Consider the following 16,737-nt stretch of genomic DNA (forward strand, 5'->3'; position numbering starts at 1 on the left):
ATGCCTATTTTACCAGCAGCCAGAGCCCAGTGAGGCCGCCCGCCAGCAGCAGAAAAGGCAGCGACCAGGCATGGAACCCCCCCAGGCTGCCGTGGCGGCCCGCCAGGCGGAGCGCGATGAGGTTCGCCAGGGAGCCCACGATGAAACCGAATCCACCCATGTCCGTGGCCCACGCCAGGACGCGCCAGTCACCGGAATAGCTGGAGAGCAGGAGCGTGGCCGGTACGTTGCTGATGGCCTGGGAAAGCCCCACGCCCATGAGATAGAGGGCCGGGGCGTGTCCCAGGTCCGCCCTGTGGAGCATGCCCGCCACCCATGGCAATCCCGCCATCAGGCGCAAGTCCACGAACATCAGCACGAACACCAGTAGCAGCGGCCAATCCAGACGCAGCAACACGCCGCGGAAGCAGAGCAGGAACAGCCCGGCGACCGCCGCCAGGGCCGGCAGGGCGTAGTGGAAATCCGCACACGCCACGAACGGCACGAACAGCGCAGCCGACACGGCAAGCAGCGGCCGGTGCACCGTGATGTCCGTGCCCTCCGCCTGCAGGCGCACCGGCTGCGGCCGGAAGCCCCACAACGTGAATCCGAGCAGGCAGGTCGACGCGATGAGCGTGGGCACCGCCATGACCGCGATGAAATCCAGGAAGCGGGTGCCGGAGGACTGCCACAGGAAGATGTTCTGCGGGTTGCCGATGGGCGTGAGCATGGAACCGGTGTTGACCGCCAACGCCTCGAAGGTCACCAGCCGCGTCAGCGGCAGTTCGGCGAAACGGCCCAGGCTTAAGGTGAGCGGCACCACGATGAACAGCGCAATGTCGTTGGTGAGCACGGCACTCAGCAGCCCCGAGCTGCCCACCAGCACCAGGGCCAATGCGCGCTCGTCCTGCACCAGCCCGGTGATGCGCCAAGCGAGCCGTTGCAGGAAGCCGCTGGCTTCGATGCCGGTGGTGAGCAGCAACATGCCCCCCAGTGTCGCCACCGTGGGCCAATCCACCAGCCGCGGGTAACTGGGGATGCCGGCGGGGTTCAGCGCACTCAGGAGCAACAACGCGGCCACGAGCGTCCACAACAGGACGTCCCCGCGCAGGCTGTAGCCGGGCTGACTCAAGGCTGCTTGTAGATGACGCCGTCCTTCATGACGAAGGCGGGATGAGCGAGCACGCCGATGTCCGCGGTGGGGTCGCCCGGCACCGCCACGAGGTCGGCGAACGCGCCGGGGGCTATGCGGCCCAAGTCCTTCTCGTGTCCCAGGATCTTTGCGTCCACCGCAGTGGCGGCGAGCAGCGCCTGCGCGGGCGTCATGCCGTCCCGCACCAGCCATTCCAGTTCCCGGTAATTGGTGCCATGGGCATATACCCCCACATCGCTGCCACAGCCCACCGTGACGCCGGCCTTGAGCGCGAGCCCCAGCGCATGGGCGGCATCCTGCATGCTCGGGCTCGCCGGGGTCTTGCCGGGCACGTAACCCTGGAAGTACTGAGAGTAGGCCTCCTCTGCTGTGAGGGTAGGGAGGTAGGCCACGTGATGCTCGGCCATGAGCTTGAACACCTCGGCAGTGCCGCCGTAACCGTGCTCGATGGTATCCACGCCCGCCAACGCGGCGCGGCGCATGCCTTCGGCAGTGGTGGCGTGGGCCGCCACCGGCCGGCCCAGGGAATGGGCTGCCTGCACCAAGGCGTCCAACTCCTCCTGGCTGAAGGTCGGCACGGTGGCCCCGTCCGGCCCGCAGCGGTAGTCCGCATACACCTTGATCCAGTCGGCGCCGTGGCCGGCCTGGGTCCGCACCGCCTCGAGGATCGCGGGCACGCCGCTCACCGCCTCGGCACCCTGGGGCAGCGCGAGATCGTCGCGGAAGCCGCGCGGGCCTGGACCGTAACAGCCGCTCGCCACGATGGCGCGAGTCGCCACCCACAGGCGCGGTCCCGGGACGAGCCCTTCGGCGATGGCGCGCTTCAAGGAGAGATCGGCGTAGCCGGCGCCCTCGGTGCCCAAGTCCCGCAAGGTGGTGAAGCCGGCCATGAGCGTGGCCTCGGCGTGCTTAACCGCCTGGATGGTGCGGTAGGCCTCCGGCTCCTTGAGCACCTGGTCGTTCCAGAGGGTCTCGTCATAAGGGTGCAGGAACAGGTGCGAATGGATATCCATGAGCCCCGGCAGCAGCGTCATGCCGGGGAGCTCCACGATGCGCCCTCCCGCCGGCACCGCAACCTTGTCGGCGGGCCCTACGGCGGCGATGCGCTGTCCTTCCACCCTCACCACCCAGCCGGGGTGCAGCCGCGCATCGTCGGCCGTGAACACGGCTGCCGGCCGCAGTACATAGGTGGCGGGGGTCCCGGCGGCGGCCAGGGGGGCGACCCCGGCCAGGAGCCAAAGCAGGATGCGGAGCACGGACTGCGGCATGGGACCTCCCTCGCCCTAGGCGGGCGGACCGGCACATATATTAGTGTCCCCGGGGCCCTTGCGCCGGGCGGGCTCCAGGACCTCGCCGTCCGTCGCCCCTTTCCCGGCGCTGGTCGCGCCAGCGTCGCAATCCTAGGGGTAACACCCTAGTATTTTGGGCATGAAAAGGACCGCCGGCTTCACCCTGATCGAGCTCCTGGTCACCATCACCGTGGTGGCGGTGCTGATCAGCGCTGCTGTCCCCAGCTTCAAGACCACCATCCAGAACGGCCGCATCACCTCCCAGACCAACGATTTCCTGGGAGCCCTGCTCATCGCCCGCTCCCAGGCGATAGCAATCAACTCGGATGTGGTGGTCTGCGCCAGCAGTGACGGCGCGACCTGCGCCAACTCAACCGACTGGAACGTGGGCTGGCTCGTGGGCCCCGGCACCCCTTCGGCCATCACCTCGGTGCTGCGGGTGCACGAGGCCCTGGTGGGCAACAACACGCTTCAGAACGACCTGCACGCCAAGAGCGTGGTGTTCACCGCCGGCAGCGGCGTGCCGAAGGCGGGCACCGAGATCAATTTCAGCCTGTGCGACTCCCGCGGCGAAGCCAACGGTCGCTCCATCTACCTCAGCTTCGTCGGCGAAGCCCGGGTCTCGCCCACTGCGGGCAAGCAGATCGACAACACCACCGACCTGGACTGCACTCCGTGAACAGGCATGCCACGCACCGCAAGGCTTCTGGCTTCTCCCTCATCGAGGTGCTGATCGCGCTGGTGATCCTGTCGGTGGGCCTGCTCGGCATCGCCGCCATGGTGAGCGTATCCCTCAAGAGCAAGGACAGTTCCTACTACCAGACCCAGGCCACCACCCTGGCCCAGGCCATGCTGGACCGCATGCGAGCGAACCATGCCACCGCCACCTCCGGCGGCTATGACTTGGACATCGCCGCCGCCGACCCGACGGCAGCGGCCTGCGTAGGCTCCGCCGTCACTTGCTCGGGTACCGAAATCGCCAGCTTCGACCTCGCGGATTGGCGCGCCAACCTCGCGAACACCCTGCCGGACGGCAAGGGCGGTATCGCCACCGTGGCAGTGGCCCAGTTCACCCAGGTGACCATCACCATCACCTGGAACGACCAGCGCGCCAACCGGGCGCTGGGCGGCGATGCCGCCAGCGACACCGCCACCTACACCCTCACCTCGGGACTGTGACCATGGCCGCCAGGAAATCTCTCCCGCGCCAGGCCGGCTTCACGCTGGTGGAGCTGATGGTCGCGCTGGTGCTGGGCCTCATCCTCACCTCCGGCGTGATCTCGGTCTACATCACCAGCAAGAACACCTATAACGTGAACAACGGCCTGGGCGCGGTGCAGGAGCACGGCCGCTTCGCGTTCAGCTTCATGGATCCGCAGGTCCGTATGGCGGGCTATCACGGCTGCGCGCGCAAGCAGTCGCCCCGCAACAACAGCGGCACCGGAGCTGACCCGGTGTATGACTACACGACGGGCGTGTATGGCTACGAGGCGGCCGGCACCGGCATCGGCGACAGCCTGACCCTGGACGAGGCCACCGCCAGCACGGTACTGGGCGATCCTGCCTCCTGGACGCCAGCCCTCGACACCGGCGGCGCAGGTACCCTCTATGCGACGATCAAGCCCTATATCGTCGCGGACAGTGACGTATTCATGGTACGGGAACTCGCCGGCGCGCCGTACCCGCTGGTCGGGACCTTCGACGACGGCGCTACCCTGTTCGTCTCCACCACCGACAAGGCTGCGGACGGAGTCACCGATGTCAACGATGCGGAGTTCTTCTCGGTGGGAGAGATCGCCATGGTGGCGAGCTGCGGCCAACAGCCTCAGGTGTTCACCGTCGCAGCCGTAGACACCGGTGCCGGCACCATCACCTACGATAGCCTCGGCGGCCTGAAATTCGATTCCGGTGGCAACGTCGGCGCGGCACTCACCTATGCCTACTACGTAGGGAGGGGCGTGGACAATGGCCCAGCGCTCTATCAGGCGTACCTTAAGAGCGATGGCACCTTGGAGACGAAGGAACTCGTCTCCGGCATAGAGAACATGCAGGTGCTCTATGGCGTGGGTGACGGCGGCGATGTCCCAGTCACCATCAATTTCCAGACCGCCGACACCGTCGACGCCGGAGGGCTCTGGTCCAGGGTGGTGTCGATCCGCGTGGCGCTCATCGCCCGTAGCGACGACAACGCCGTGGAGAAGGCCCCGGACGATGCACCCGTGTTCCACATGCTCGCCTCGGACCCGGTGGCCGACAAGAACGGCGACGGCTTCCAGCTCACTCTGCCCCAGGACCGGCGCCTGCGCCGCTATTTCGTCCAGACCTTCTCCGTCAGGAACGCGTTGCCATGAACGTCACCGCCCGCCATCTCCCGGTCCGCTTCCGCCGCCAGCGCGGCGTGGTGCTGGTGGTCTCGCTGCTGATGCTGCTGGTACTGACGCTGATCGGTCTCGCCGCCACCCGCAGCACCGCCATCGAGCAGCGCATGACCGCGAACCAGAACGACAGGGCGGTAGCGATACAGGCTGCCGAGGCAACGCTGCGCGACGGCGAGAGCCTGCTGAACTCCGCGGGCCTGCCGAACTTCGCGCTGAACACGGCGGGCGCTTATACCGCCACCACGATGACCGTGGACTGGAAGACCATCGACTGGGACGATCCGGCGGCAACGATCGCCTACGAGGGCGGCTTGCAGCCCTCCCCACAGGTGGCGCCGCGCTATTTCGTGGTGCTGACCACCACGACGGTGGACTCGGCCGGCAGCAGCCTCTCGGCGGACGCTGCGGAGACGAGCAAGCTCGTCTATTACGTCTACGCGCGCAGCATCGGCCTACGCAGTGACATCACACTCAGCGACTCTTCAGCCGTGGTGCTGGAAAGCGCCTACGCCCGCTGAAAGGCGCAGAAAAGAATACCGAGGAGAGCCATCATGATGAACCGCAAGCTCCGTACCCTGTTGCTCGCCACCGTTGCGGCGCTGCTCACCAGCGGTGCCGCCGTGGCCGGCGGCCTGTCCATCTCCACCCAGCCGCTGTTCGTCACCACCGCGGTGCCACCGAACATCGTGGTGGTCCTGGACGATTCAGGCTCCATGGCCTCCGCCTTCGTGCCGGACAACCTGGACGACAGCACCAGCCTCACGGTTCAAGTCACGGCGCCGATTCCTTACGTCACCACCACTACCAGCGCCACGGTCATCGTAACCGGTCCCACCACCAATACTGCCTCGGTCGTTGCAAAGAAATTCAGCGGCAAGTGGCACTTTTCATGCCCCTCGGGATACGACGAGAGCAGCCCGTGGACCAGTTCTGGCAGTACCAGCACATCTTATGGCAGCGACACTTGCACCCAGCAGACTTACAGTTATTCCTGCCCCTCCGGTTACACCCTCAACGGCTCAAGCACCGGCACCTCCAGCACCGCTCCCAGCGGCACAACTTGCACCCAGAGCACCAGTGCCTATACCTGCCCCAGCGGCTGGACTACCAATGGCAGTGGCAGTTCCGCCACCTGCACTGGCTATCAGACCGTGAGCGTACAGGGCGAGAACTCGGTGATGTTCAAGGCCGCCGCCTACAATCCGCTGGCCTATGACCCGACCATCACCTACGACGCCCCTTTCAAGGCCGACGGCACGCTCTATACCACCAGTTTCACCGCCGCCTATATCAACGGGTTCGACACCAGCCGCGGCAGCGTGAACCTGTCCACCAGCTACCGGGCCACGGTCAGCTACGCCCCTAACAGCACCGGTCAGACTACCAACGACTGCGACGGCACCTTCACCATCTTCAGCACCACCAGCACGTCGGGAAGCTGCGCGAATAGCATGGGCGGAGTGGCCGCCTATTACTACGTATACGACGGCACCAACAGTGGCTGCACCGCCAGCACCAAGGACTCGCGCTGCTACGACAAGGTGACCGTGGCTGCCGCCGAGCAGCAGAACTTCGCCAACTGGTACTCCTTCTACCGCACCCGCAACCTCACCACCGTGAGCTCCGCGGACCGCGCCTTCAGCCAGCTCTCCACCACCATGCGTGTGGCATGGATCAACCTCGGCTCCTGCACGGCGTTCGCTTCCACGGGTTGCGCCGGCTGGAGCGGCAGCGAGTATGACAACCGCATCGCGCAGTTCAGCGGCACCCACCGCAGCGACTTCTTCAACTGGCTATCGCGCCTGCCGGCCAACGTCTCCACCTACCTGCGTGTGGCGCTGGAGACCGCAGGCAAGTACTACCAGACCAGCGGCGTCAACAGCCCCTACGCGGAACAGCCGCAGGTCACCGCGGGCACGGAGTTCGTGTGCCGACCCAATTACACGGTGGTGATGACAGACGGCCTGTGGAACGACAGCAGCAGCAGCCTGACGGTGAGTTACAGCAACGCCGACAAGACCGCTGTGACGCTGCCGGACGGCACCAGCTACACCACCAGCATCCACCCCTACTACGACAGCTCGTCCACCAGCCTGGCGGACATCGCGTTCCATTACTGGGCTACCAACCTACGGCCCGACCTCGGCACCACGGCCTCGCTGCAGTACATGCCCTACACCAAGAACATCTCGGTGGTGGACAGCGTCAACGGCACCGCGAGCCTCATCCCCTACTGGAACCCGCAGAACGACCCGGCCTCTTGGCCGCACATGAACACCTTCACCGTCGGCCTAGGGATGAGCAACATCCTGACCAGCCCGAAGTGGAATGGAGGCACCTTTACCGGCACCGGCTACGGCGACCTGGTGACCGGCCATACGGCCTGGCCGGCGGTCAGCAGCAACTCCTCCAACAACGTCTATGACCTCTGGCATGCCGCCATCAACGGCCGCGGCCAATTCTTCTCGGCGGACAGCCCGCAGGACATGGCCCAAGCCTTCAACTCCATCGTCTCGCGCATCACCGGCCGCGTGGGCTCCTCCTCGGCCATCGCCGTGAACTCCACGCGCCTCGACTCCAACACCGCCATCTACCAGGCGCAGTTCAACAGCTCCGACTGGTCCGGTGAGGTGCTGGCCTACAAGATCAACACCGACGGCAGCGTCGGCGCGGTGCAGTGGCAGGCCACCCAGAAACTGCCGGCGTTCGGCAGCCGCAACATCATCACCTGGGACAACACCAACAAGAAGGGCATAGACTTCACCTGGGCCACCCTCACCTCCAACGAACAGGCGGCGCTGAACAAGAACATCAGCGGCGTCACCGACAGCAAGGGCTCCGAGCGGCTCGACTACCTGCGCGGCGACCAGAGCAAGGAGCAGAGCCAATCCGGCGGCGTCTACCGCAACCGCATCTACCTGCTGGCGGACATCGTCAACTCCAACCCCCTGTTCGTCGGCACCCAGAACTACGGCTTCGTCAACCTGCCGGGCAGCGAGGGCACCAGCTACAGCAGCTTCGTCAGCAGCAAGACGACCCGCACCGAGACGCTGGTGGTGGGCGGCAACGACGGCATGCTGCACGCCTTCAACGCCAATGCGCCTGACGACGACGCCAACGCAGGCTCGGAACTGTTCGCCTTCGTGCCCCGCGGCATCTACGGCAACCTCAGCGCACTCACCGATCCGCTCTATACCCATCAGTTCTACGTGGATGGATCACCCCAATCGGTGGACGCCTACGTCTCAGGCGCCTGGAAGACCCTGCTCGCCGGCACCACCGGCGCCGGCGGCCGCGAGATCTTCCTGATCGACGTGACCGATCCCGCCGCCGTGACCAAGTCCAGCGTGATGTGGGACTACGACGGCGCCCTCGCCGCCGACGACGACATGGGCTATACCATCGGCCAGCCCACCATCGCGCGCATGCACGACGGCAAGTGGTACGTCATCTTCGGCAATGGGTACAACAGTCCCAACCAGCACGCCGTGATCTACATGTACCGCATCAGCGACGGCACGCTGCTGAAGTTCGACAGCAAGGTGGGCGGCATCAACGGCATGTCCACCCCCAACCCGGTGGATTACAACGGCGACCGCATCACCGACGCCGTCTACGCCGGCGACCTGTTGGGCAACGTGTGGAAGCTGGATACCAGCGACGCCAATCCGTCGAACTGGACCTATGCCACCTATGGGACCGGCGGCCCCGCTCCGCTGTTCACTGCCGTGGACGCCAACAGCAACGTGCAGCCGATCACCGAGCGGCTGCAGGTGGGCAAGAACTCCGCGGGCCAGGTGATGGTGTTCTTCGGCACCGGCACTTACTTCCTGACCGGCGACAACGCGGTACCCTCCAATCCGCCGGTGCAGGCGTTCTACGGCATCATCGATGACAAGGGCAATACTGCTGCCGACCAGGTGCAGCAGAGCGCCCTGCTGCAGCAGACCGTCCTCCAGGAGAAGACGGTCAATGGCACGCCGCTCAGGATCACCAGCACCAATCCGATGACCAGCGACAACCAAGGCTGGTACATCAACCTGGATTATCCCAAGGCGCAGGGCGAGCGGGTGGTCAGCGACGCGGTGCTCGACAATGGCCGCGTGATCTTCACCACCGTGATCCCGCAGGGTACTGCCTGCCAGTACGGCGGCATCTCCTGGCTGATGGAACTGGATATCGACAACGGCGGCCGCCTGGATGTCTCGCCCTTCGACACCAATGGCGATGGCAAGGTGGACGGCAACGACTTCGTGAGCGTGGACCTGGTGGATGACAAGGGCAATACCGTCACGGTCTCCGTCCCGGCCAGCGGCAAGCAGTCCAACGTGGGCATCATCAAGACGCCGGGCATCATCAGTGCCGGTACCCTCGAGTACAAGTACTACTCGGGCAGCACCGGCGCCATCGGCATGACCGTGGAGAGCGCCAACTCGAGTGGCGGCCGCCAGTCCTGGCAGCAGCTGCAGTGACCGTAGGCTGCACCCGTCCGCTGGTCGGACGGGTGCAGGCCTGGGCGATGGACACCGGCCCGGCGGACAGGCACACTTTCGCATCGCTCCGGGCGGCTCATGGGAGGGCCGCCTCAATCCAAACGGGAGATCGCAGCATGTCGCGCAACAAGGGTTTCACTCTCATCGAACTCATGATCGCGGTGGCTATCGTCGCCATCATCGCCGCCATCGCCTACCCTGCTTACACCAAATCTGCGATGAAGGGCCGTCGCGCCGATGCCAAGGCCATACTCACGCAGGTGAGCCAATCGCTGGAGCGCTGCTATACGCAGTATGGGCTCTATACCAGCGCGAGCTGCACCCAGACCACCGCGATCACCGGCGGCGCCAGTGTGGACAGCGCTCAGAAGTACTACACCGTGACTGGTGTCGTCAGCGGTACCGACTACACCCTCACGGCCACGGCGGTCAGCGGTGGCCCCCAAGGCAAGGACACCGACTGCCCCACTCTGACCCTGACGAGTGCCGGCGCGCAGGGACCCAGCAGCTGCTGGTAACCGGCAAAAAATCCCAGGTGAGCTGTTACGGCCGGTCACACCGGCCGTAACTTTTTGTGCGGCTTGATGGCTGGCGTTTTGTCTCCATATACGCCACCATGACCGCGCCCTCCCCCGACCTCACCCCGAGCATGAGCGACCACTCCGGCCTGGAAACCCGCCTGGCTAAACTCGGCTCCGCCGTACTTCTCAAGGAAGGCGGCAAGGGGCTCGAGAAGGAGAGCCTCAGGGTCACCCGCGACGGGCGTCTTGCCCAGACTGGGCATCCCGCTGCGCTGGGCTCGGCACTCACCCATCCGCACATCACCACCGACTACTCCGAGGCTCTGCTGGAGTTCGTCACCTCGCCCTTCATGGACGTACGCGCGACGCTCGCCTCGCTCCACGACATCCACGCCTTCAGCTACGCGAACATGGATGGCGAGATGCTGTGGGCCACCAGCATGCCCTGCGGCCTGGACGGCGACGCGAGTATCCCCATCGCCCGCTACGGCCGCTCCAACGTGGGCATGATGAAGCACGTCTACCGCCTGGGGCTCGGCTGGCGCTACGGCCGCACCATGCAGGCCATCTCCGGCGTGCACTTCAACTATTCCTTCCCGGAGAAGCTGTGGCCGACGCTGCATGCGCTGGAGGGCGGCACGCGCACGCTGCGGGAGTTCCAGGACGAGTGGTATTTCCGTGCGTTGCGCAACTTCCAGCGCCTGGGCTGGCTGGTGCCGTACCTGTTCGGCGCCTCCCCGGCCATGTGCCGCACCTTCCTCGGCGGGCGCGACCTCAAGTTCCCCGAATTCGACACCCACACCCTGTACGAGCCCTATGGCACGTCGCTCAGGCTCTCGGACATCGGCTACAAGAACAACAACCAGGCGCGCATCGGCGTCACCTACAACAGCCTGGCGGACTACGTGGCGACCCTGGGCCATGCCATCAGCACCCCCGAACCGGAGTACCAGCGCATCGGCGTGAAGGTGGACGGCGAGTGGCGCCAGCTCAACGCCAACGTGCTGCAGATCGAGAACGAGTTCTACGGTTCGATCCGGCCCAAGCAGCCCATCGAGAGCGGTGAGCGCGCCACCCTCGCGCTCAAGCGCCGCGGGGTGATGTACCTGGAAGTGCGGGCCCTGGACGTGAATGCCTACGACCCAGTGGGGGCCGACGAGCCGGCGCTGCGTTTCATCGAGGCGCTGCTGCTCCTGTGCCTGCTTTCCGACAGCCCTCCCACCACCGCCGAGGAGCAGGCCGCCATCGGCCGCAACCAGCTCGCGGTGGCGCGGCGTGGGCGGGAACCCGGGCTCGAACTCACCCGTGCCGGCCGGCCGGTACGGCTCAAGGACTGGGCACAGGAGGTCTTGGCGGCCCTGGTCCCGGTGTGCGCGCTGCTGGACCAGGACGAGCCCACCCAGCCCTATGCCGTCACGCTGGCGGCCCAACAGGCAGCGGTGCAGGACCCGGGCCTCACCCCCTCGGCGCGAATCCTCGAGGACATGCGCCGCCACGGCGAGAGCTTCTTCCGCTTCGCCAAGCGCCTCTCGGAGGCGCATCGCGACCGCTTCCTGGCGAGCCCCCTGCCTTCGGACACGGCGGCGCGCATGGCGGCCGAGGCGCGGACCTCCCTGGAGGAACAGGCCGCCATCGAGGCGTCTGATAAACTACCGTTCGAACAATATCTCGACCGCTACTTCTCCCAGAGCTGAGAGACATGAGCACCCAGACCAAGAAGCGCTTCGGTATCCGCTGCACCCTGCCACCCGGCGATCCCATGTCAGCCCCGCACCTGCTGGGTCCCGATTGGGTCGCGGAACGCTGGTATGCCACCGAGCAGGAGCGCGATGAGGCGCTGGCGGAATTCAGCGGCGTCCACATCTATTCCCGCCGCGGCGACAAGCCTAGCGTCATCTACACCAAGATCACGCGTTAAGTGCGCATAGACGTCTTCTCTGACGTCGTCTGTCCCTGGTGCTACGTGGGCAAGCGGCACCTGGAGGCCGCACTCGGGCAGGCCGGTGTCACCGACGCCGAGATCCACTGGCATGCGTTCCAGCTCAACCCGGATCTTCCGCCCGAGGGCATGGACCGGCGCGCGTATCTGATGGCCAAGTTCGGTACCGAAGGCGTCGAACGCATCCACGAGCGGGTGCAAGAAGCGGGCCGCGCTGCCGGCATCGCATTCGAGTTCGAGAACATCCGCCGCAGTCCCAATACCTTCGACGCACACCGCCTGCTACAGCTCGCCGGCCCGCGCCAGGGCGCGCTCAAGGAGGCACTGATGCGGGCCTACTTCCTGGAAGGCCGTGACGTGGGCGACCGTGCCACGCTGGCGGCCATCGCCGTCCGTACCGGCATCGAAGGCGACGTGCAGGCCTTGCTCGCGGGAGACGCCGGTGCACAGGCGGTGCGGGATGACCTCGCGCTGGCCGGCCGCATCGGTATCAGCGGCGTGCCGTTCTTCATCTTCGGCGGGCGCTACGCCCTGGCCGGCGCGCAGCCGCCGCAGGTGCTCGCGCAGGCGCTGCAGGCCGCGCGCAACGCGCCTGCCGCCGGGCCAATCGGTTAGAATCGCAGCCATCCCGACGGAGACGGACCTTGCTGATCCTGGATAGCCTGCTGCTCCTGGCCGCCCTCGTGGTCATCCTGGTGGGGGCCGAGCTCTTCACCAACTCCCTTGAGCACACCGGCGAGCGCTTCGGCCTCTCGGAAGGCCTGGTGGGCTCGGTGTTCGCGGCAGTCGCCACGGCGCTGCCCGAGACGGTGGTGCCCATCATCGCGGTCTTCTTCGGCAGCGCCGACGCAGCCTCCAGTGAGGGCATCGGCATCGGCGCCATCTTGGGCTCGCCCCTCATGCTCGTCACGCTAGCCCTGGCGCTCATCGCGCTCGCCACCGGCAGCAAGCGCGGCTGGACCCAACCCTTGAAACCCGAACTCAGCGGCCTGGTGCGCGACCTCGGTTACTTCCTGGTGGCCTACGTGATCGCCTTCATCGGACTGTTCGTGCCGCGCGAGTCCGGTGCCATCCACGCGGTGGCGGGCCTGTGCCTGGTGTTCCTCTATGTCTACTACGTGTACAACACCATCCAGGCCTCCGCGGCGTTGGTGTCCAAGGGGCACGGCACCACCGCTCATGCCCCCCTCCTCATCACCCGCTTCAAGCTGCCCCATACTCTGCCCTGGGAGTTCACCCAGATGGCGGTGGGCCTCGCATTCATCATCGGCGGTGCCAAGCTGTTCGTGAACGGCGTGGAGCAGGTGGCCGAGATCACGGGCATCGGCGTGCTGGTGCTGTCGCTCATCATCGTGCCGGTCGCCACCGAGATGCCGGAGAAGTTCAACAGCATCCTGTGGGTGCGGCGCCACAAGGACACCCTCGCCTTCGGCAACCTCTCGGGCGCCATGGTGTTCCAGGGCTCGCTGCTGCCGGCCTTCGGCCTGCAGCTCGGCACCTGGACCGCCAGCCGCGACGTGCTCTGGACCATGGGCATCACCATGGCCATGGCCCTATGGACCCTGATGCTCGCCCTGCGCCGCCGCCTGACGCCTGCCGGACTGCTGGTGAACGGCGCCGCCTACGTGCTGTTCCTGACGGTCATCCTGATCGGCTGAAGCCCCCATGGTTTCCCTCGTCCCCTCACCCTGCGTGCGCAACTGCTGCCTGGACGAGCGGGATGTGTGCCTGGGTTGCGGCCGCAGCCTCGATGAGATCCGCGCCTGGAGCGAGGTGGGTGATGCGGAGCGGCTGGCTATCCTGGAACGCGCCACGGCTCGCCGTGCCGAACGGGAAGCCCGTCGGCTGGCTTGGCAAAGGGGTCCTGGACAGCCCTAAAGAGCCCTGCCCCGCAGTTGTGCCGCTGCCGGGTTATGGATATTGTTTGACATATGAATGGCTCCGGACCCGCTATGCGCCTGCTGACGCTACCCTGCCTCGCCGCCCTGCTCGGAGCCTGCGCCGCCCATGCGCCGCTGGTCACCGGCAACGAGCGCTGGACCTACCTCGGCAACGACCCGGACGGGACCCAGAACATCTACATGCGGCTGCAGGATTTCGACCGCAAGCAGGAGATCGCCACCGCCCTGTTCCGTTTCGAGTTCATCGGCCCGCGGCCGCTCACCACCGGCGACTTCAAGCAGGTCAGCTACATCGAGCGCCGCGACCTAGTGCAGGTGGACTGCCGCAGCCAGACCCTGAAGCTGCTGGATGAGACTTACCACGACGTGGAGGACCGCCAGGTGTTCCACGTGAAGCCTGACGCAGATACCGACCCGGCCCAGGTGTTCGCCGGCGGCGTCAGCGACATCGTCTACGAGGGTGCCTGCGGCAAGTCCATCGAGTGGCAATCCCTGGGTCAGGACCCGCAGAAGACCCAGGACATCTACGCGCGGGTGCAGGCGGGCGGCCAGGGCAAGCACCCCATCGTCAAGGCGCGCTTCCGCTTCGTCTACCACGAGCTGCGCGAGATGACCGCCGCGCCGGCGCTCAACATCGTGCGCTATCAGAGCCGCCAGGCCAACGTGATGATGGACTGCGCCAACCAGACCGTGAGCCTGCTGCACGAGACCTACTACGATGCCGATGCCGTCGCCGTATTCGGCGTGACGCCGCCGAAGGACGCCCATCCCGACTCGGTGGTCCCCGACGGCGTCACCGGCATCATGTACAAAGCAGCCTGCGGCATCCCGCTTGACTGGACCTACCTCGGCACCGACCCCCGCAACACCCAGAAGGTCTACCTCATGGGCAAGCCCGAGCCCGTCTCCGGCGGCAGCGTCGAGGCGCGTTTCCGCTTCGAGTACCTGGCGCCCGGCAAGCTCACCACGGGCGCCGACCTGCATCAGATCGAATACACCACCCGTACCGCGGACATGACCATGGACTGCGGCGTCTACACCCAGAGACTGCTGCGCGAGTCCTACCAGGACGCGTCCGGCCGGGAGGTCTTCACCGTCAAGCCCGCCACACCGCAGACGGTGCTGGCGGTTCCGGAGGCATTGAGCGGCATGATCCAGAAGGCGGCCTGTCAGCCATGAGCGTCGGCGTACCCAAGCAGCTCGGAAAATACACCTTGGGCAAGGAGCTCGGGCGCGGCGCCTCGGGCATCGTGTACCTGGCGAACGACCCGTTCGCGCACCGCGACGTGGCGATCAAGGTCTATCTCTCCGACGCGGACATGGATGCCTCCAAGGCCAAGCTCTACCGCAAGCTGTTCTTCAACGAGGCCCATGTCGCCGGCAAGCTGGTGCACCCCAGCGTGCTGCCGATCTACGACGCCGGCGAGGAAGGCGGCCTACGCTACGTGGTGATGATGTACCTCGAGGGCTACAAGTCACTGGCCGAGCACACCCGGCAGGACAACCTGCTGCCCATCAAGAAGGTGGTGGAGGTATTCTTCGCCATGGCCAAGGCGCTGGATTACGCCCACCGCAACGGCGTGATCCACCGCGACATCAAGCCCGCCAACGTCATGATCGGACCGACCGGCCAGATCATGATCGTGGACTTCGGCGTCGCCAAGCACGCCTTGGGGCAGTCCACCCAGATCACCGGTATCGTCGGCACACCTCGCTACATGTCGCCGGAGCAGGTGCGGGACGAGGACGTGGGCAACCAGACCGACCTGTTCTCGATGGGCGTCATGATCTACGAGATGCTCACCGGCGTGCCCTGCTTCTTCGGCGACTCGCTGCCGAGCCTGACCCACCAGATCATCAACACCGAGCCGGCGCCGCTCTCGCAACTGCGCAACGACGTGCCGGACTCGCTCAACAAGATCGTGCTGCGCTGCCTCAAGAAGAACCTCAAGCAGCGCTATAAGACCGGCATGGACGTGGCCGGCGACCTCATCAACGTCTCCGACGCGCTCAGCAGCCAGGCCGAAGAGATCGCCGAGCAGGAGCGCTACAACCTGCTCAGCAACCTGACTTTCTTCAGCGAGTTCACCCAGCCCGAGATCTGGGAGATCATGCACGCTGGCGCCTGGAAGAACTTCAAGGCCGGTGACGTGGTGGTGAAGGAAGGCGAGCTGGACGACAGCTTCTTCGTCATCGTGTCGGGTGAGGCGACCGTGCACAAGGGCAAGACCCTGCTGGGCTCGCTCAAGGCCGGAGACTGCTTCGGCGAGATGGGCTATCTCAATAAGACCAAGCGCAGCGCCACGGTGCGGGCCAAGAGCGACGTTAGCGTGCTCAGGGTCAATGCCACCCTGATGGAGAAGGCCTCGCGCGACTGCCAGCTCAGGTTCTACAAGGTGTTCGCCCACACCCTCATCGAACGCCTGACTCACACCACAGAGAAGCTGCAGGCAAACGCCTGACCCGGAGCCTTCGGCTCAATCCACCTGGGTCCTGAATACCAGCCTGAAACTGGGCGACGTCGCGCCGGTCTTGCCGTTCATGAAGGTGCCGGCGGTGAAAGTGGCCTTGATGCACTTCACGTTCGCATCCAGCGTGCCGGCACCGCCGGTGGGCGAGTAGCTGGTTGTGCAGGCGGCGTTCGAGAAGAACGTGTAGGTCGGCGCCGAGAGGCCGCTGCTGGTGGTGCCGTCCGTGAAGCCCGGGCTGCCGATGATGTAGGTGGTGTTGGTGGGGATGGCGTCGCTGATGGACACGCCGTTGGCACGGCCCTTGCCGCTGTTGCTCACCACCACGCTGTACTGGCTGATGCTGCCGCTCACGGCGCGGGGCTTCACGCTGCCCAGGGGATCGGAGATCACGCTCACGGACTTCACGATGGTGAGGCTCGGCCGGCGCAGCTCGAAGCTGCCGTTGGCGGTGTGGGTGACCGTGCCCTCGGTGCCTTCGAAGCCCTTGACCGTTGGAGTCCAGAAGCCCTCCGCGACGGTGTCGCCGAGGACATAGCCGATGGTGTTGGTGGGTGAATTGCTGTAGTACTCGAAGGTCTTGGTGTCGGCGCCGGAGTCCGCCACCTGGACCATG

General features: G+C 65.8%; 16 protein-coding genes. 13 read left to right on the top strand and 3 right to left on the bottom strand.

The window, feature by feature from the left end; all coding sequences use genetic code 11:
* Positions 1 to 4: 4 nt before the first annotated feature.
* Complete coding sequence (locus VF651_03565; GenBank protein HEX7964776.1) at positions 5 to 1,111, bottom strand: SLC13 family permease; 1,107 nt, start codon at positions 1,109 to 1,111, stop codon at positions 5 to 7.
* Entirely contained in the window at positions 1,108 to 2,400 is a 1,293-nt protein-coding gene (locus VF651_03570) for an amidohydrolase family protein (protein ID HEX7964777.1), read from the bottom strand. Before VF651_03570 ends, VF651_03565 begins: the two co-directional genes overlap by 4 nt.
* 160 nt (positions 2,401 to 2,560) lie before the next feature.
* Here VF651_03570 and VF651_03575 point away from each other — a divergent pair, with 160 nt between their 5' ends.
* The 13 genes from VF651_03575 (at position 2,561) to VF651_03635 (ending at position 16,115) form a co-directional block, all read left to right on the top strand.
* A complete protein-coding gene (locus tag VF651_03575; protein ID HEX7964778.1) occupies positions 2,561 to 3,100 on the top strand; it encodes a GspH/FimT family pseudopilin in 540 nt (179 codons plus the stop codon).
* Positions 3,097 to 3,600 (top strand): type IV pilus modification protein PilV, encoded by a 504-nt coding sequence (gene pilV / locus VF651_03580; protein HEX7964779.1) that lies wholly within the window; start codon positions 3,097 to 3,099, stop codon positions 3,598 to 3,600. Before VF651_03575 ends, pilV begins: the two co-directional genes overlap by 4 nt.
* Positions 3,601 to 3,602: 2 nt before the next feature.
* On the top strand, positions 3,603 to 4,772 hold the full coding sequence (locus VF651_03585) for a PilW family protein (protein ID HEX7964780.1): 1,170 nt from the start codon (positions 3,603 to 3,605) through the stop codon (positions 4,770 to 4,772).
* Positions 4,769 to 5,317: a PilX N-terminal domain-containing pilus assembly protein gene (locus VF651_03590; GenBank protein ID HEX7964781.1), complete on the top strand. Its 549-nt coding sequence runs from the start codon at positions 4,769 to 4,771 to the stop codon at positions 5,315 to 5,317. Before VF651_03585 ends, VF651_03590 begins: the two co-directional genes overlap by 4 nt.
* A 36-nt stretch (positions 5,318 to 5,353) precedes the next feature.
* Complete coding sequence (locus VF651_03595) at positions 5,354 to 9,271, top strand: PilC/PilY family type IV pilus protein (protein ID HEX7964782.1); 3,918 nt, start codon at positions 5,354 to 5,356, stop codon at positions 9,269 to 9,271.
* 137 nt (positions 9,272 to 9,408) lie between these two features.
* The gene (locus VF651_03600; protein HEX7964783.1) at positions 9,409 to 9,810 is read left to right on the top strand and encodes a type IV pilin protein; all 402 of its coding nucleotides are present in this window, start codon (positions 9,409 to 9,411) and stop codon (positions 9,808 to 9,810) included.
* A gap of 98 nt (positions 9,811 to 9,908) precedes the next feature.
* Positions 9,909 to 11,507, top strand: coding sequence for a glutamate--cysteine ligase (gene gshA / locus VF651_03605; GenBank protein ID HEX7964784.1), 1,599 nt, complete (start codon positions 9,909 to 9,911; stop codon positions 11,505 to 11,507).
* Positions 11,508 to 11,512: 5 nt separating this feature from the next.
* Positions 11,513 to 11,731, top strand: coding sequence for a hypothetical protein (locus VF651_03610; GenBank protein HEX7964785.1), 219 nt, complete (start codon positions 11,513 to 11,515; stop codon positions 11,729 to 11,731).
* Complete coding sequence (locus VF651_03615) at positions 11,732 to 12,367, top strand: DsbA family oxidoreductase (GenBank protein HEX7964786.1); 636 nt, start codon at positions 11,732 to 11,734, stop codon at positions 12,365 to 12,367.
* Between the two features lie 29 nt (positions 12,368 to 12,396).
* Entirely contained in the window at positions 12,397 to 13,410 is a 1,014-nt protein-coding gene (locus VF651_03620) for a sodium:calcium antiporter (protein HEX7964787.1), read from the top strand.
* A 7-nt stretch (positions 13,411 to 13,417) separates the two neighbouring features.
* A complete protein-coding gene (locus VF651_03625; protein ID HEX7964788.1) occupies positions 13,418 to 13,630 on the top strand; it encodes a DUF1289 domain-containing protein in 213 nt (70 codons plus the stop codon).
* A 74-nt stretch (positions 13,631 to 13,704) separates the two neighbouring features.
* Positions 13,705 to 14,832 carry a surface-adhesin E family protein gene (locus VF651_03630; protein HEX7964789.1) on the top strand — a complete coding sequence of 376 codons (1,128 nt, stop codon included), beginning with the start codon at positions 13,705 to 13,707 and terminating at the stop codon, positions 14,830 to 14,832.
* Positions 14,829 to 16,115, top strand: coding sequence for a serine/threonine-protein kinase (locus tag VF651_03635; protein HEX7964790.1), 1,287 nt, complete (start codon positions 14,829 to 14,831; stop codon positions 16,113 to 16,115). The genes VF651_03630 and VF651_03635 overlap by 4 nt, the downstream gene beginning before the upstream one ends.
* Positions 16,116 to 16,130: 15 nt before the next feature.
* Here VF651_03635 and VF651_03640 read toward each other — a convergent pair.
* Positions 16,131 to 16,737: hypothetical protein (locus VF651_03640; protein ID HEX7964791.1), on the bottom strand; the 607-nt coding region annotated here is incomplete at its 5' end.

The organism is Gammaproteobacteria bacterium (genome assembly GCA_036383255.1).
Classification (GTDB): Bacteria; Pseudomonadota; Gammaproteobacteria; order Natronospirales; family REEB76; genus DASUBN01.

Excerpts from the sequence above, each read along its gene's own strand:
- VF651_03570 (HEX7964777.1), bottom strand. The coding sequence starts at position 2,400 with ATGCCGCAGTCCGTGCTCCGCATCCTGCTTTGGCTCCTGGCCGGGGTC.
- VF651_03575 (HEX7964778.1), top strand. The coding sequence starts at position 2,561 with ATGAAAAGGACCGCCGGCTTCACCCTGATCGAGCTCCTGGTCACCATC.
- VF651_03585 (HEX7964780.1), top strand. The coding sequence starts at position 3,603 with ATGGCCGCCAGGAAATCTCTCCCGCGCCAGGCCGGCTTCACGCTGGTG.
- VF651_03590 (HEX7964781.1), top strand. The coding sequence starts at position 4,769 with ATGAACGTCACCGCCCGCCATCTCCCGGTCCGCTTCCGCCGCCAGCGC.
- VF651_03595 (HEX7964782.1), top strand. The coding sequence starts at position 5,354 with ATGAACCGCAAGCTCCGTACCCTGTTGCTCGCCACCGTTGCGGCGCTG.
- VF651_03600 (HEX7964783.1), top strand. The coding sequence starts at position 9,409 with ATGTCGCGCAACAAGGGTTTCACTCTCATCGAACTCATGATCGCGGTG.
- gshA (HEX7964784.1), top strand. The coding sequence starts at position 9,909 with ATGACCGCGCCCTCCCCCGACCTCACCCCGAGCATGAGCGACCACTCC.
- VF651_03610 (HEX7964785.1), top strand. The coding sequence starts at position 11,513 with ATGAGCACCCAGACCAAGAAGCGCTTCGGTATCCGCTGCACCCTGCCA.
- VF651_03625 (HEX7964788.1), top strand. The coding sequence starts at position 13,418 with ATGGTTTCCCTCGTCCCCTCACCCTGCGTGCGCAACTGCTGCCTGGAC.
- VF651_03630 (HEX7964789.1), top strand. The coding sequence starts at position 13,705 with ATGCGCCTGCTGACGCTACCCTGCCTCGCCGCCCTGCTCGGAGCCTGC.
- VF651_03635 (HEX7964790.1), top strand. The coding sequence starts at position 14,829 with ATGAGCGTCGGCGTACCCAAGCAGCTCGGAAAATACACCTTGGGCAAG.